This is a genomic window from Microcoleus sp., assembly GCF_049646505.1.
GTDB lineage: Bacteria > Cyanobacteriota > Cyanobacteriia > Cyanobacteriales > Microcoleaceae > Microcoleus.
Genome location: NZ_JBARVX010000173.1, coordinates 1 through 14,651, shown reverse-complemented (window position 1 = coordinate 14,651; position 14,651 = coordinate 1). Strand labels below are relative to the sequence as shown.

General features: G+C 47.7%; 12 protein-coding genes. 4 read left to right on the top strand and 8 right to left on the bottom strand.

Annotation, left to right across the window (positions count from 1 at the left end):
- The 3 genes from WBA89_RS09455 to WBA89_RS09445 form a co-directional block, all read right to left on the bottom strand.
- On the bottom strand, positions 1–571 hold a 571-nt coding region (locus tag WBA89_RS09455; protein WP_424405920.1), incomplete at its 3' end, for a ribbon-helix-helix protein, CopG family.
- A gap of 70 nt (positions 572–641) precedes the next feature.
- Positions 642–1,400 carry a phycoerythrobilin:ferredoxin oxidoreductase gene (locus WBA89_RS09450; RefSeq protein WP_424405918.1) on the bottom strand — a complete coding sequence of 253 codons (759 nt, stop codon included), beginning with the start codon at positions 1,398–1,400 and terminating at the stop codon, positions 642–644.
- A 160-nt stretch (positions 1,401–1,560) separates the two neighbouring features.
- The gene (locus WBA89_RS09445; RefSeq protein ID WP_424405916.1) at positions 1,561–2,295 is read right to left on the bottom strand and encodes a 15,16-dihydrobiliverdin:ferredoxin oxidoreductase; all 735 of its coding nucleotides are present in this window, start codon (positions 2,293–2,295) and stop codon (positions 1,561–1,563) included.
- A 585-nt stretch (positions 2,296–2,880) separates the two neighbouring features.
- Between WBA89_RS09445 and iscB the strand changes: the two genes are divergently transcribed.
- Both iscB and WBA89_RS09435 read left to right on the top strand, forming a co-directional pair.
- On the top strand, positions 2,881–4,152 hold the full coding sequence (gene iscB, locus WBA89_RS09440; RefSeq protein WP_424405914.1) for an RNA-guided endonuclease IscB: 1,272 nt from the start codon (positions 2,881–2,883) through the stop codon (positions 4,150–4,152).
- A gap of 87 nt (positions 4,153–4,239) precedes the next feature.
- Positions 4,240–6,567, top strand: a complete 2,328-nt coding sequence (locus WBA89_RS09435; protein WP_424405912.1) for a S8 family serine peptidase — start codon at positions 4,240–4,242, stop codon at positions 6,565–6,567.
- Between the two features lie 394 nt (positions 6,568–6,961).
- Here WBA89_RS09435 and WBA89_RS09430 read toward each other — a convergent pair whose 3' ends face one another.
- The 3 genes from WBA89_RS09430 to cobU form a co-directional block, all read right to left on the bottom strand.
- Positions 6,962–9,031: an ABC1 kinase family protein gene (locus tag WBA89_RS09430; protein ID WP_424405924.1), complete on the bottom strand. Its 2,070-nt coding sequence runs from the start codon at positions 9,029–9,031 to the stop codon at positions 6,962–6,964.
- A gap of 311 nt (positions 9,032–9,342) precedes the next feature.
- Positions 9,343–9,765 carry a hypothetical protein gene (locus WBA89_RS09425; RefSeq protein WP_424405910.1) on the bottom strand — a complete coding sequence of 141 codons (423 nt, stop codon included), beginning with the start codon at positions 9,763–9,765 and terminating at the stop codon, positions 9,343–9,345.
- A 278-nt stretch (positions 9,766–10,043) separates the two neighbouring features.
- Complete coding sequence (cobU, locus tag WBA89_RS09420; protein WP_424405908.1) at positions 10,044–10,592, bottom strand: bifunctional adenosylcobinamide kinase/adenosylcobinamide-phosphate guanylyltransferase; 549 nt, start codon at positions 10,590–10,592, stop codon at positions 10,044–10,046.
- 555 nt (positions 10,593–11,147) lie between these two features.
- On the opposite strand from cobU, the gene WBA89_RS09415 reads away from it, so the two are divergent.
- Positions 11,148–12,119 (top strand): glycosyltransferase family 2 protein, encoded by a 972-nt coding sequence (locus tag WBA89_RS09415; protein WP_424405906.1) that lies wholly within the window; start codon positions 11,148–11,150, stop codon positions 12,117–12,119.
- A gap of 1 nt (position 12,120) precedes the next feature.
- On the opposite strand, the gene WBA89_RS09410 is transcribed toward WBA89_RS09415, so the two are convergent.
- A complete protein-coding gene (locus tag WBA89_RS09410) occupies positions 12,121–12,333 on the bottom strand; it encodes a hypothetical protein (protein ID WP_424405926.1) in 213 nt (70 codons plus the stop codon).
- On the opposite strand from WBA89_RS09410, the gene WBA89_RS09405 reads away from it, so the two are divergent.
- Positions 12,242–13,177 carry a glycosyltransferase family 2 protein gene (locus tag WBA89_RS09405; protein WP_424405922.1) on the top strand — a complete coding sequence of 312 codons (936 nt, stop codon included), beginning with the start codon at positions 12,242–12,244 and terminating at the stop codon, positions 13,175–13,177. The genes WBA89_RS09410 and WBA89_RS09405 overlap by 92 nt on opposite strands.
- A gap of 123 nt (positions 13,178–13,300) precedes the next feature.
- On the opposite strand, the gene WBA89_RS09400 is transcribed toward WBA89_RS09405, so the two are convergent.
- Positions 13,301–14,651: calcium-binding protein (locus WBA89_RS09400; RefSeq protein WP_424405904.1), on the bottom strand; the 1,351-nt coding region annotated here is incomplete at its 5' end.

The window sequence follows — 14,651 nt, the reverse complement described above, 5'->3', positions numbered from 1 at the left end:
CTGCTGTTTCGTGCAATTGCTGTTCGAGATTTTGCTTTTGGGCCGCCAATTGCTCTTGCAAAGATGCGATCGTGCTTTCCCGTTCGCTCAACTGCTGCTGCAAACTTTCGTCCTTCGACTTGGCTGCTGTTTCGTGCAATTGCTGTTCGAGATTTTGCTTTTGGGCCGCCAATTGCTCTTGCAAAGATGCGATCGTGCTTTCCCGTTCGCTCAACTGCTGCTGCAAAGCGTCGTAACTTGCCTGCAGTGGATTTGGCTGTACCCTTACCTTTTCCGATAGAGTTTCTGCCGTTACACCCCGATCGACTGTGCTTTCTTCGGCTGTTTCCCCTGAGTCAGCGGTATCAACCGTACCTTCTTCACCTTTTTTCCAAGTGACAGTAACTTCACTTTTGTCCTTAGAAATATCCAGAGCGCCTTTTGCCAAGCGTTCTAGCAGTTCCGACCTTGATATTCCGAGTTTTCGAGCGATCGTATTCAATCTGTCGGCACTCGAAGGAGTCAGCGAAAGTCCGACTTTGACTTTGCTTTCTGAATTTGAACTAACTACATTGCGATTTTTTTTGACCATTGGCATTTTCCTCATGCCAACCTACACTTATTAGTATAGTGGCTGAAACTTCTCTTAAAATTAATGCTTGTTACTTACCAATTGTGGCAGCTTGTGGCAGCTTTCGTTCCAAATCGAACAAAAAGCCATGAATGTACTCTTCCGTCCATTCCTCGCCGTAGAACCGTTTAAACATTCCCCGGGCTGGGTCTTTTTCGGCACGGTACCGCAGATAGCGCAGTTGAGCTTGTAAAATACTATCTAACTTTGCGCTATCTGTCACGGGTTCGGCGCGATCGACCAAATCCAAATAAGCGCTGAGATAGTCTTTGAAAGCTGCAAAAACCCGAGTTTCCACAACCTCTGTTTCCTTGGGGCGAGTCCACAGAAACGCCGGCGAGAAAAACTGTTTGGCTTCCTCTGGGAAATCCCCACCCCAAGGAAGGTGCGGTTGATGAGTTTGAAAAATTTGTTCGATCGGCGCAGTATACTTAGCCTGGTAGTCAGCATCGCCGCCAAACAAAGGCTGCATATCCAGAGCAATTAAATGCCCGCCGGGGAGCGTCACCAAATCCGCGCCAAAAAACGGCAAATCAAAGTTAAGCTGCGGGAAAATCACAAAATTGAGAACTTGCAAACTGTTGCCGCCTTGGACGTGGGCCGCGCGAATTTGCCGCAGTTTTGGGGATGAAAAAGCATAACTGGTAGTTACGACCTCATCTTGGTTTTTCCCTTTCCCGACAGTAGCTTCCTTGAGTTCAAACCCTTCTGGAATCGGGTAAGACTGTAAGTCTAACCGATTTTTCATCAGAGCGATCGCCGCATCTAAAAAAGGTTGATAAAGAGTCATGTCGATTTTAGCTTTTAGATTTTATATTTTAGATTAGATTTCGGCCATCCACAGGTTTGTAGTAATGACTTCAGTTTTTCTGCCACCTTAACTTTAAGTAACCAAGTCCTTACTACAAACTTTTCCAACTTTTTTGGCAGCATCCCTGTGCCTTTAGCGGTCATCGCGCGCTCGCGGGGACAGCTAAAGGCACAGCATCTTCAAACAAAAACTCGTAAAGGAATTTTTCTGCCCATTCGCGACCAAAATAACTGCTAAACAAGCCCGAAGCCGGGTCTCTGTCTGCGCTGTACTGGTCGTAATCTTTTTGAGCTTTAACGATGCGCTGAATATCTTCCGGGTCTGTCAGCGGTTGTGCCTCCGACAGCATTTTCCAGTACAAATCCAAATAGTCTTTATAAGCTGGATATACCCGATTTTCTACTGTTTCCGCATCTGTTTTGGCGAACAGCAAGTATTTAGAAAAATACTGATTGGCATCATAAAATTTCATTTCTAAATTTTGGGCCAAATCGTCGTACTTGTCGCGGAGCGATTGTAGAGGTTGAACGTATTTTGCTATATAAGCTTCATCTCTAAATAGCGGCTGAAAGTCGAGAACTACCAAAATTTTCTTCTTGCCGAAAGACAAGAGGTCAATTCCCAACAGAGGCAAATCGTAATTGTGATTGGGATAAATCACGCAATTAAAAACTTGAGCTGCTTCACCCGCATCGATGTAAGTGTAGCGGATTTTTCGCAATTGCGGGCATTCGTAACACCAACTGCGGATTGTAGCTGGGGTTTTGCCGCGCTCGCTGACATTGACTTCCAACCCGGAGGGAATCGGGCGACTTTGCAAATCAAACCTTTGAAACAGCTCTTGCTCTAGGTATTCCCGAAAAGGCTGGTACATAGCGAATTAACTCGGATGGCAAAACTAAGAGCGATCGTAAAGGATGCCGATCGCCCCCGTCTCGTTTATTAGAAACAAAGTAACAATCCGTAACATTAAGGCGGTACGGCTGGGGCTGCCCGTTCCCTCCGCGGTACTTTCCGTCGGCTGCAACGCCCGTCAGGAGAATGAGTTCAACTTTTCAGCTTCCTCAAAAAGTCTGCCAGCAAAATCTTGATTCTGAGAAATTGCTCGAATTGTGTCGCTGTTGTTGCGATCGATCGTAACTTCAAATTTTTCAAGTATCGTGGGAAAATTAAATAGTAAAATTGCATTAAAACTGCACGGGGGTATTTCTAGTCAGTAACTCAGGGCTCAAGCCACTGAGCTTGGTCGCGAAAAAACGAGCAAGCTATGCTGACGGGCCTAAGATTCTTGAAATCTCCGTTATTTTAGTCACGACACCCTGTGGATGCGAAGCTAGTCCCTTGCCCTGTCATCTGCAATTAAACAGCCTTAAAGTCACTGAGGCAGTGTTGCAGGTTTAAAAAGCTCTTATAACATTGACCGACAAGCTAACATTACACGCAAGTGGAGGACACAACAATGTCCAATTTTATTTTCGTACTCGATACAAACAAAAGACCACTAATACCTTGTAAGCCGTCAGTGGCTCACAAGTTGTTAACCGCCGGTAAAGCGGCTGTTTTCAAAAGGTTCCCGTTTACCATTATTCTCAAAAAGGTGGTAACAGCAACTATTGAATCAATTAGTCTCAAGTTAGATCCAGGCTCTAAAACTACTGGCATCGCATTATTACAAGGCGAAAAAGTAATTTTTGGCGCTGAACTAACTCATCGGGGTCAAACCATCAAAGCAAGTCTTGATTCCCGTCGCGCACTGCGTCGAGGAAGGCGAAACCGTCATACTCGTTACCGCCAAGCAAGGTTTTTAAACCGTACCCGCCAAAAAGGTTGGTTAGCACCATCCTTGCAGCACCGGGTAGAAACCACCCTAACTTGGGTTAACAAATTACGCAGACTTGCACCAATTAGTTTGATTGTTCAAGAGCTTGTCAGATTTGACCTACAACAACTAGAAAATCCTGAGATTTCCGGCGTTGAGTACCAACAAGGCGAACTGCAAGGTTACGAAGTTCGTGAATATCTACTCAACAAATGGAACATAAAATGTGCTTACTGCAACGCTGAGAACGTAGCTTTGCAAGTTGAACACATTCATCCAAAAGCCAAGGGTGGAAGTAATCGAATTTCAAATCTCTGCCTTGCTTGCGAAAAGTGCAACCAGAAGAAAAACACTCAAGATGTTGAGCAATTCTTAGCAGAAAAACCTGATATTTTGAAGCACATCCTTGCACAAGCAAAACGTCCGCTTAAAGATGCTGCTGCCGTGAATTCGACTCGATGGGCGTTGTTCTCTCATCTGAAAGAAACGGGGTTGCCCGTTTTGACTGGTTCAGGTGGACTGACAAAGTTTAATCGTACTCGACTGCAACTACCTAAAACTCATTGGCTTGATGCTGCTTGTGTCGGCCAAGTTGAATCCTTGTCTGTCGTAACGAGCAAACCATTGCTAATCAAGGCAACTGGACACGGGACTCGTCAAATGTGTCGTACAGACAAATTTGGATTCCCATTTCGGTACGTTCCGAGAAACAAGTTTGTCAAAGGTTTTCAAACTGGCGACATTGTAAAAGCAATCGTTACCAGTGGTAAAAAAATAGGTGAATACGTTGGTCGGGTTGCGGTGAGAACGACTGGTTCATTCAATATCTCGACATCAGAATTGGTGCAAGGGATTAGTCACAAATACTGCCAAACTGTTCACCACAAAGATGGCTACAGTTACTCATTTTAAACTTGAAGATTCAAGGCGATTGAAATCGCCGAGCCGTTTTCCTCTCAGGACTGAAGTCGCTGAGTTTCCCACTTACCGAGCTTTTTTATGACACAACCGATCGCGCTTTCAGCAAATACCTTAGAGAACTATCAAGGGATGGGAGTTCCCGAAGCAAGCCTCCCGCTGATTTTGCAGCGCGGCGGCGACGAATTGCTGCTGTCAAAAGCCGACGATCGCTTTACAATTCGCCCCTCACCGACAGCATCAATCTCAAGCGATTGGGCGGCACAAATCCCGGCAAAACTCAACCGCCGCATCGCCCAAAGCAATATTGAAGAATATCTGGTTGCGCCCTCTAACCTAGATGCAGCAATGCAAGCAGCCCGCGCCAGCGATAGTGTAGCTTTTGCCAGCCATGTCTATTGTCCCGCCAACAATCCGAGTACATTCTTTTATTTAACCGATCGAATTACAATTCAATTTGGCGAACAAGTAAACGAAACATCGCGAAGTGCGATCGCCAGTTTTGCTGCCTTAAAAATAGTCCGGCAAATAGCAGGAATTCCCAACACCTTTCTCTGCGAAGTCACAAAACAAGCAACAGAAAACCCAATCAAAATTGCCAACCGCCTGACAAGATATCCAGAAGTTCTGATTGCTGAACCCAACATTTTAGTAGAGACTCAGCAATACTACACGCCCCGCGATCCGTTTTATCCCAAACAGTGGTATCTCAACAACCAAGGCGGCAGCGAACTTGTCGGCGGCGCTCAAATTTATGCAGAAGCCGCTTGGGATATAACTCGCGGCGCGCGATCGATCGTAATTGCCGTCGCTGACGATTCAGTTGACTTGACACACCCAGATTTTCAAGGCCAAGGCAAAATCGTCTCGCCCATCGATTTCAAAGACGGCGACACTTCCCCGATGCCAGTCGCCGAATCGGACAACCACGGCACAAGTTGCGCCGGTGTCGCCGCTGCAGAAGAAAACGGCAAAGGCATTGTCGGCGTTGCGCCAGGATGCGCCCTGATGCCCATCCGTACTACGGGTTTTCTCGACGACGATTCTGTCGAAAAAATATTCAATTGGGCGATCGAAAAAGGCGCGGCCGTCATTTCTTGCAGTTGGGGGCCGGGGGCGGTTTACTATCCGCTTTCCCTGCGGCAAAGTGCCGTCATCAACAAAGCCGCCACCCAAGGGCGGGGCGGCAGAGGCTGCGTGATTCTGTTCGCTGCGGGCAATGCCAACCGCCCAGTTAACGGTACTGTAGATGAGAAAGGCTGGCAGAATAACATTTTGGGCGATCGAACTAAATGGCTGGCAGGATTTGCCGTGCACCCGGATGTGATTGCGGTGTCTGCTTCCACTTCTCTGAACAAAAAAGCAGCCTACAGCAACTGGGGCAGCAGCATCTCGGTGTGCGCCCCCAGCAACAACGCGCCGCCGGGAACTTGGCTGCCAGAAACCGGATTTATTGCGACTGCGCCGGAGGTGACGCAGTATTTGCCCGGTTTGGGGGTGTTTGCTGCCGATCGAGTCGGCGCTGTCGGCTACGACGCGGGGGACTACACCAATACCTTTGGCGGCACTTCTAGCGCCACTCCAGTAGTCGCTGGAGTTGCAGCTTTGGTGCTTTCGGTCAACCCCCGTTTGACGGCGCGGGAAGTGCGGGGAATTCTCGAACAAACTGCTGACAAAATTGTTGATTCCGAACCCGATCCGCAGTTGGGAAATCGGATGGGAAATTACGATCCTAACAGCCGCCGCAGCGATTGGTTTGGTTACGGGAAAGTGAATGCTTTGAAAGCTGTCGAAGCTGCGGTGAGAAAGGGCGGCGGCAATCCGAATATCGGCGGTGCGAGGTTTAGCGATATTTCTGGACATTGGGCACAGAACTTTATTGAGGCTTTGGCTGCGGGGAATATAATTAGCGGTTTTCCTGACGGTTCTTTTAGACCTGATGACAGTTTAAATCGCGCTCAATATGCGGCGCTGTTGGTGAGTGCGTTTAGTCCGGTTCCGAAGCGGTTGGCGACAAATTTTATTGATGTTTCTGCTAGTTTTTGGGCCAGAAGTGCGATCGAACGGGCGAATCGGGGGGGGTTTTTGTCGGGGTTTCCGGGGTTGAAGTTCGGCCCGAATCAGAATTTGACTAAGACTGAGGCGATTGTCTCTTTGGTTAACGGTTTGGAACTTAAGGGGGGAAATCCCGATGTTTTGAATGTTTACACCGATCGATCGCAAATTCCTAATTTTGGTTTGAGTGCGATCGCCGCTGCAACTGCTTTGAAGATTGTAGTCAATTATCCGGCGCGCGATCGGCTTTCGCCGCGGCGGGACATTACCCGCGCTGAGATTTCGGCTTTGATTTACCAGACTTTGGTGGCAATTAATCGCGCTAGGGCGATCGATTCTCCTTACATTGTGTAGCTAAGCTTTTGTGCATTTAAACTTAACTTTGGGGCGGCCGGGCAACCAACCAACCACAAAAATTTAACAGGACTTACGCCAATTTTGCTCGTTACCAGGCTCTGCCTGGTAATGCAGATCCGGAGGCTCTGCCTCCTTTTATCTGGCAACTTACAGGAGAGAAGACTGTAGGATGTGTTCCGCTTGCATCGGAATGATTATTTAACCACAGAGAACACAGAGTACACAGAGGGAGAGAATATATATCTGAATCATTCGGATGCAACCGGATTTGATATGAGTTTTCTTGTGGAACAGGCATCTTACCTGTTCGTTTAATTTTCTCAACAGCAGTTGATAGTGTAGGTTGGGCTATTGGAACAAAACCAAACCTACACTATCCACACATCCGCAACTACTTCGCCGCAGGTAAAGACAACTGAGGCGCAATTTTAGGATAGCTTCCATTCTCAGGAATCGCAGCGGGTTCCTGGGAAAGCAAAAACTCGCGAATCAATCTAGCAACTGCTCTTTGAGCTAAACCGCCTGCGACTTTCTGACCCATATTCTGCACTTCTGGTTTCAGCAACAACTGCGGCAGTAACTGCAATACTTTCATGCCGTCAAAACCGGGGGTTGATTGCAAAATTCCCCAAATGCGTTTGATGTGATCTAAGTTTTTTTGATCGGTTGTTGAAACTACTGGTTGATTTGCCTTGACTCCAAACCATTCGCCGACTACTGCTTTGGCATTGGCAAAGGCATTGCTGGAAATTATATCGAGATTTTTGACTAATTCGGTGACGATGCGATCGCGAATAAAATCTCCCCTTTCGGAAAATAAATATTCTAAGGCTTGATTCAGGATTTTGCTGACATCGTAATCGTCGCTCTCGCGGGCATTGTTCAGCAAGTTTTCTAAGCGGTTCCAGCGGAATTCGCCTTGTTTGAACAGCAAATCTTTCAGAGATGCCCTCAATTCCGGTGCAGGGTCGCTCAACAGCCGTTTTGCTACGTAAGGATAGGCTTTGCTGAGCACTTTGAATTCGGGGTCAACGTTGATGGCGATGCCTTCTAGGGTGACGAGCGATCGAATAATCAAAGCATAGTAAGCTGGAACTCGGAACGGATATTCGTACATCACGGCGGAAAGTTCGTCAGTAATGCTTTTGAAATTGAGTTCGGCAACGCTAGCACCCAAAGCATTGTTAAACACGCCCGCCAAAGCTGGAATAATTGGCGTTAAATCGGTATCCGGTGTCAAAAATTCTAACTTGACATAATCTCTAGCTAAACCTTCAAAATCGCGGTTGACCAAATGCACTACAGCTTCCAACAAGCCGTATCGCTGATAAGGTTTAACTTCGCTCATCATTCCGAAATCGAGATAAGCTAATTGACCGTCAGGAGTTGCTAACAGGTTGCCGGGATGCGGGTCTGCGTGAAAGAAACCGTGTTCTAGCAACTGTCTGAGAGAGCACTGCACCCCCACTTCAATTAAGTAAGGAGCGTCGATTCCTTGAGCTTTGACGGCTTCTAAATCCGTGAGTTTGATGCCGGTGATCCACTCCATTGTCAAGACGCGGCGGCGGGTATATTCCCAGTAGATTTTGGGAACGTAAATATCTTTGAGATTTCCGTATAATTGGGCGAAGCGTTCGGCATTTTGTCCTTCGTGGGTGTAGTCCATTTCTTCGTAAATGCGTTCGCCCAACTCGTCCATAATTCCCGCTAAATCGCTGCGAATTATTTTGAAACTGTTTTGCGCCCAAAGTGCGACGCGCCGCAGGATGTAAATATCGAGACCGATGTTCTCGGCTAAACCCGGCCGCTGTACTTTGATGGCGACGGTTTCTCCGGTTTTGAGTTTGCCTTTGTAGACTTGTCCGAGGGAGGCTGCTGCGATCGGATCTGCAGTGATTTCGGCGTAAATTTCGTTGGGATGCGCGCCCAATTCTTCTTCTATAAATTGATATGCTACTTCGTTGGGAAACGGTGGCAATTGGTCTTGCAGGGTTGTTAGTTCTTCTAAATATGTCGGCGGTACTAAGTCGGGACGAGTTGAGAGTGCTTGTCCTATTTTGATGAAAGCTGGGCCGAGTTGGCTGAGAATTTCCCGCAGGCGCACGGCGCGGCGCTTTTCGTTGGCTGCGGTGCGCCCTCTTTTTTTGTCCCACCACAGACTGAAGGCAAAGCTAAAAAATGTCCAGACAACACTCAACAGCCTTCCCCAGACTTGCAGCGGGCGATTTCGGTATTGGGCTGCGATCGCCTCTGGATCGTAGCGCACAGCTTCTCCGGCCAACTCGTAAGCGATATCCTTGGCTGATTTGAGCGGTTCTGGAGTAACCGCCACTGTCTCTAGTTGTACTTCTACTGCTTGCAGGGGAACTGTTTCTATCTCTTGGAGATTTTGCAGTGCAGTGTGAGTCCCTGAATTTGAGTAAGTTAGCGGGGTGGCTGGCGATACTGTCTTGACATCCATAAACTCAGACCTAGTGTGAAGCATTGTAAACTAATTGTAACAATTTGTCGCCTTCTCACCACTGCTTTAAGATAGAGAAAACCGAATTCATTGGTCATTGGTCATTAGTCATTGGTCATTAGTCATTAGTCATTGGTCATTGGTCATTAGTCATTAGTCATTAGTCATTAGTCATTGGTCATTAGTCCAAGACTTATGCGCTATGACCTAAGAAACCGGGTTTTTTAGTGCATCTAGGGTCGTAATGCGTCTTTTCGAGAAAAACCCGGTTTCTGACCGCCCCCTCTCCCATTCTCCCCCTCTCCCCCTCTTTACTCCCCACCGGTTCTCTGGAGTCGATCGCGAATGCCTGAAAGTTGCGATTTTGTGCTGACGGGCGATCGAGGTTGGGGCATTTCGGTATCGGGCCAGTTCGGTAAGTCGCTACAGGGACACGATTCCGGCGGCATGGCATTTGTGGCGAACACTACGGGCATGGCGCAGCGCGCGCAGGGACTGATTTCCCATGCTGGTGTCAGCAGTTGGGCAATTGTTTCGTTTGTGCCTTGCAGGTAGCAGTCGCCGCTGTCGGGGGAGATAATTTTTTGCCAGCATTCTTCAAATTCGCTGCTGTAGCGATCGCCCGCAATTACCGATTTTGGCAGCAGCGCTTCGGAACCGTTGCGAATTAATACTTTTTTGCCTAGCTGAAACCAATAACTAATATATTTTCTTACTTCACTATCTGATGCCATAACTTTTAGTCAATCCTGCGATTAGTTGATAATTTTAAGCTTTAAAATTGAAATCTGTACTCTATCTCAAGAGACATTTTATATTTTACATTTTTTCAAAATTTGGCTGTTCCTCATATCAAATTGTTGTGCTATTTGCCCTAGGGAGTATGTTTTTTGACTAATTTATGTGACTCTTGAGTTTTCAATCTTCCTTAAAATTATACCTGATTTTAAGTGAAAATTGTATGTCGGGAAACCGAGATGTTTTCTCCCTAGTCGATCGCCCTTCGGGGCTGTTAATTCTTGGCTGGCGGCAGCGGTGTACCCAAAGCGCTCAGATTTAAGGCGTAACCTCCGGTGGCGAGATAAACACTGTCGGCGATCGCCCCGATGTGCCGCACGAGAGTGCCGAGGCGATCGCGAAACAGCCGCCCCGCAGGATAAGCAGGCACAACGCCCCATCCGGTTTCTTCCCCTACCAAAATTACATCGGCCTCCGTTGACTTCAAACCGGCGAGCAAATCTTGCTGCATCTGGCCCCAAACTGTCGCTTCTTGTTCCAACAGATTCGCCGTCCAAGTTCCCACCGAATCAATTAACAAGCAATCCGACGCTGAAGCCGATCGCACAACTGTTGGTAATTCGATCGGCACTTCCAGAGTTTTCCAATCAACCAGACGGCGATTTCGGTGCTTTTCTAGGCGCTGCAGCCACTCCAAATCCGCTTCATCAACCACGCCGGTAGCCACATAAATTACTTGTTTTCCCGAACCCGCCGCCAGAGTTTCAGCCCATTCACTTTTGCCACTTCGGGCAGGCCCAGTTACTAAAATTATTTTAGTCATTTGTTGTTTGTTGTTGGTTATTTGTTGTTGGTTATTTGTTGTTGGTTATTTGTTGTTGGTTATTTGTTATTTGTTGTTGGTTATTTGTTGTTGGTTATTTGTTGTTGGTTATTTGTTATTTGTTATTTGTTATTTGTTATTTGTTGTTGGTAGGGGCGGTGCCCCCGTGCCCGCCCTCATTTGTTATTTGTTATTTGTTATTTTAGCCGAAGAGCGACTTGTCCGCTGGCGTAGCCGAAGCAAGTCGAAGGCTAGTCATCGATCGCATCATTAGGCAAGCGAAAAAAACCCTAGTATTTGGTAGCGGTGAGTTGAGCTGAATATCACTCCTATACAAGCCTGTCTATCGAGGCAAAACCGACCATCCCGATAAGCGTGTTTATTTGTAATCAGCTATTTACAAAGGATTAAACATAACTAGCAATTACCCATTACCAATTACCCATTATGATTTAAACTGCCAACGGTTAAATGCTTTTTAAGCGATAATAGCATTGATGAGACAAGATCGGAGTCAGTCGATCGAGAACCCCAATATTTCCACAGCTCTCAATTATGCCAGATCGTCCTCAGATATCAGCAATAATTTGCACCCACAATCGCGCGGCCTATTTAGCAGGGGCGATCGACAGCTTGCTGGTACAGGATTTTCCCGACAACTTTGAAGTAGTAGTAGTCGATAACGCTTCTAGCGATTATGCCAGTCCCGAAAGTTCCACTTCGCGCACCCGCGAGGTAGTAGAAGCCCGACTGGGCGATCGGCGTCTCAAGTACGTCTGGGAACCCGAAATCGGTCTGTCAATCGCCCGGAACACCGGCGCAAAGCAAGCTGGCAGCGACATATTAGCTTATCTCGACGACGACGCTGTTGCCGATCCAAATTGGCTCAGGGAGCTCCACAGCGCTTATCAAAGCAATCAAAAACTAGCCGTAGCCGGCGGCAAAGTTAACTTGCTGTGGCCTGATGGAGTCAGCCCGCCCGCATGGCTGTCACCAGGATTGGCCCAAAACTTGGGAGAATACGATTTAGGCAATACTTGCCAGTACGTGACTGCTGTCGGTTTGACTCCCAGGGGTGTCAACTACTCGATCCGGCGCGATTTTCTCGAACAAATTGGCGGTTTCGATGTCAAACTCGGTAGGGTAGGCAAAAAGTTGCTGTCAAACGAAGAATTGCGCGCCACAGAATTAGCATTAGAGTTAGGTTGGCAAGTTGTTTATCTGCCGTCTGCCCTGGTGCTGCACAATGTCGCCCCAGAACGGCTTAATAAAGCTTGGTTTCTAGAGCGCGGGTGGTGGCAAGGCATTAGCGAGTGTTATCGAGAACAATTGTCCGATCGAGCCGGTATTGCTCAGTTTGGGCGGGGGGGTGAAAGAATATTGAGGGGTATCTGGAAGTCTTTTAAATACATTAGAGATCCGGGAGTGCGCTTTGAAAATTTCGTTTTTGCCTGGGGTCAAATCGGTTATTTGAGTGCAGCCCTCCGCGGTCTGATTTTTCTACCGAAATCGACCTCCAGGCATTAGGCTATAAGCAATATCCCTCACCGCTCAAGTCGTCGGCGCTACCGTGCCGATCGCACTTCAACCACAACAACTCCACCGCATTCAGGTTCAAGCAATCGATTATGACCTCTAGTTCATCCAAGATTCCGGTTTCGGTTCTCATTCCGGCAAAAGACGAAGAACTCAATCTACCTGCGTGTCTGGCCAGCATTGCCAGGGCGGATGAAGTTTTCATGGTTGATTCCCAAAGCAGCGATCGCACGGTAGAAATTGCCATCAGCAGCGGTGCAAAAATAGTGCAGTTCTACTTCAACAATCGCTGGCCCAAAAAGAAAAATTGGTCTTTGGACAACCTGCCCTTTCGCAACGAATGGGTCTTAATTGTCGATTGCGACGAGCGCATTCCTCCAGAACTTTGGGACGAAATCGCCGAGGCGATCCAAGACCCCAATTTTGAAGGATACTACCTCAACCGCAAAGTTTTATTTTTAGGTCAATGGCTGCGTTACGGCGGCAGATATCCAGACTGGAATTTGCGTTTGTTCAAACATCAAAAAGGCCGTTACGAAAATCTCGGCACCGAATCCGTCCCCAATACAGGCGACAACGAAGTTCACGAACACGTCATTTTAGCCGGTCAAGTCGGCTACTTAAAAAATGACATGATCCACGAGGATTACCGAAATTTATTTCACTGGATCGAGCGTCACAACCGCTATTCTAATTGGGAAGCTCGCGTTTATTACAATATTCTTCTCGGTCGAGGCGACAGCGGCACTATTGGCGCTCACCTATTTGGAGATGCCGTGCAGCGGAAGCGATTTCTCAAAAAAGTTTGGGTGAGGCTGCCTTTTAAACCACTGCTCAGATTTATTTTATTTTACTTCATTCAGTTAGGCTTTTTGGATGGAAAAGCTGGGTATATTTATGCAAGGCTATTGAGTCAGTACGAGTATCAAATTAATGCAAAGCTTTACGAACTGCGCTGCTGCGGCGGCCAGTTGAATGTGGCCGAATCTGAGCCGAATCTGCCGCCCCCAGTGGTGAGAAGTCAAGAGACTGAAGTTAAATCGCCATAACAGTATGAAATTTTAAGCTCAGATTGCAGCGGATTGACGCAGAAGAAGCAGATGAATGTCGATTTGGAGCGAGTGCGATCGCCCTTTGTGGATTTAATGGGCGATCGCACTTTTAATTCTTCCCTAAACCAGCATGAAGTTCGCCGTTGTCAGTGAATTGGCACTCACTCCAATCATAACGCCTAACTCCTCCCCGGTCAAGAGATTTTTGATAATTGTACCCTGAGTATTTTGAGTTATTGCTAACTGGCTAAAACTCAAACCACCGCTCAATCCAATCACATCTTGACCAGCAGTAAAATCAGCAATAATGTCAAATCCTTGACCATTTGTCAAGACAAAAACATCGTTACCGCTACCGCCAATCAAACTATCATTGCCCAATTCTCCGTAAAGAATATCATTACCTTTCCCGCCCGTGAGAGTATCATTATCTTCCCCACCGTAAAGAGTATCATTTCCTTCGCACCCTCCCAGCATATCTGCTCCTCCCTCACCGCCGATGAAATCATTACCTGCGCCACCGCAAATAGTATCCGAACCCTGATTTCCAAACAAGTAGTCATCACCTTGACTGCCCAGCATTATGTCGCCACCTTTGCCTCCATATAAAGTGTCATTATCCTTACCGCCATCAATGAAATCATCATTGCGATTTGCATAAACGATATCATCACCTTCGCGGCCATTTATGGAGTCATTGCCTTTGCCCCCGAAGATTAAATCATTGCCCGAGTCGCCAAGAATGATGTCATTATTTTCATCTCCAAATAAGATGTCATCACCAGTACCGCCGCTGATGAAGTCGTTGCCTTGATTGCCGTTGAATATGTCGCGAGTGTTGCCGCCGTATAAGTTATCATTGCCAGATTTGGCATCGAATATGTTGCCGCTGTTGCTGCCGAGAAATTCGTCGTTTTTGGCAGTACCTATTTGAATGCCTGATACACCGAGTATGGTGTTTTCAACTGCATTGGGTTGGTTTAAGTTGGGATAGGCAATTGTGTCGCAGATGCACTCGTCATTTGGCGCAGGCGTCGGTACGGGTGCAGGCGCAGGGGCAGGTGCAGGAGTAGGCGCAGGTGCGGGTGCAGGCGCAGGCGCGGGTGCAGGTGCAGGAGTAGGTATTGGTACGAGTGCAGGAGTAGGTATTGGTACGGGTGCAGGCGCGGGTGCAGGCGCAGGCGCGGGTGCAGGCGCAGGCGTGGGTGCGGGTGCAGGCGTCGGTACGGGCGCAGGAGTTGGCGTGGGTACGGGCGCAGGAGTAGGTGTCGGTGCGGGTGCAGGCGTTGGCGTCGGTACGGGTGCAGGCGTTGGCGTGGGTACGGGTGCAGTGTCGGTGTCAGTGTTGGTAACTGCGACATCATCGGCATTAACACCGCTGTAATTGGTATCGGTACTGGTAGCAGCAGCAGTGACAATATTGTAAGCAACACTGCCATCTACTAATAAGTCATCTACTCCGGTGACAGTG

Excerpts from the sequence above, each read along its gene's own strand:
- WBA89_RS09450 (WP_424405918.1), bottom strand. The coding sequence starts at position 1,400 with ATGACTCTTTATCAACCTTTTTTAGATGCGGCGATCGCTCTGATGAAA.
- WBA89_RS09445 (WP_424405916.1), bottom strand. The coding sequence starts at position 2,295 with ATGTACCAGCCTTTTCGGGAATACCTAGAGCAAGAGCTGTTTCAAAGG.
- iscB (WP_424405914.1), top strand. The coding sequence starts at position 2,881 with ATGTCCAATTTTATTTTCGTACTCGATACAAACAAAAGACCACTAATA.
- WBA89_RS09435 (WP_424405912.1), top strand. The coding sequence starts at position 4,240 with ATGACACAACCGATCGCGCTTTCAGCAAATACCTTAGAGAACTATCAA.
- WBA89_RS09430 (WP_424405924.1), bottom strand. The coding sequence starts at position 9,031 with ATGGATGTCAAGACAGTATCGCCAGCCACCCCGCTAACTTACTCAAAT.
- WBA89_RS09425 (WP_424405910.1), bottom strand. The coding sequence starts at position 9,765 with ATGGCATCAGATAGTGAAGTAAGAAAATATATTAGTTATTGGTTTCAG.
- cobU (WP_424405908.1), bottom strand. The coding sequence starts at position 10,592 with ATGACTAAAATAATTTTAGTAACTGGGCCTGCCCGAAGTGGCAAAAGT.
- WBA89_RS09415 (WP_424405906.1), top strand. The coding sequence starts at position 11,148 with ATGCCAGATCGTCCTCAGATATCAGCAATAATTTGCACCCACAATCGC.
- WBA89_RS09410 (WP_424405926.1), bottom strand. The coding sequence starts at position 12,333 with ATGAAAACTTCATCCGCCCTGGCAATGCTGGCCAGACACGCAGGTAGA.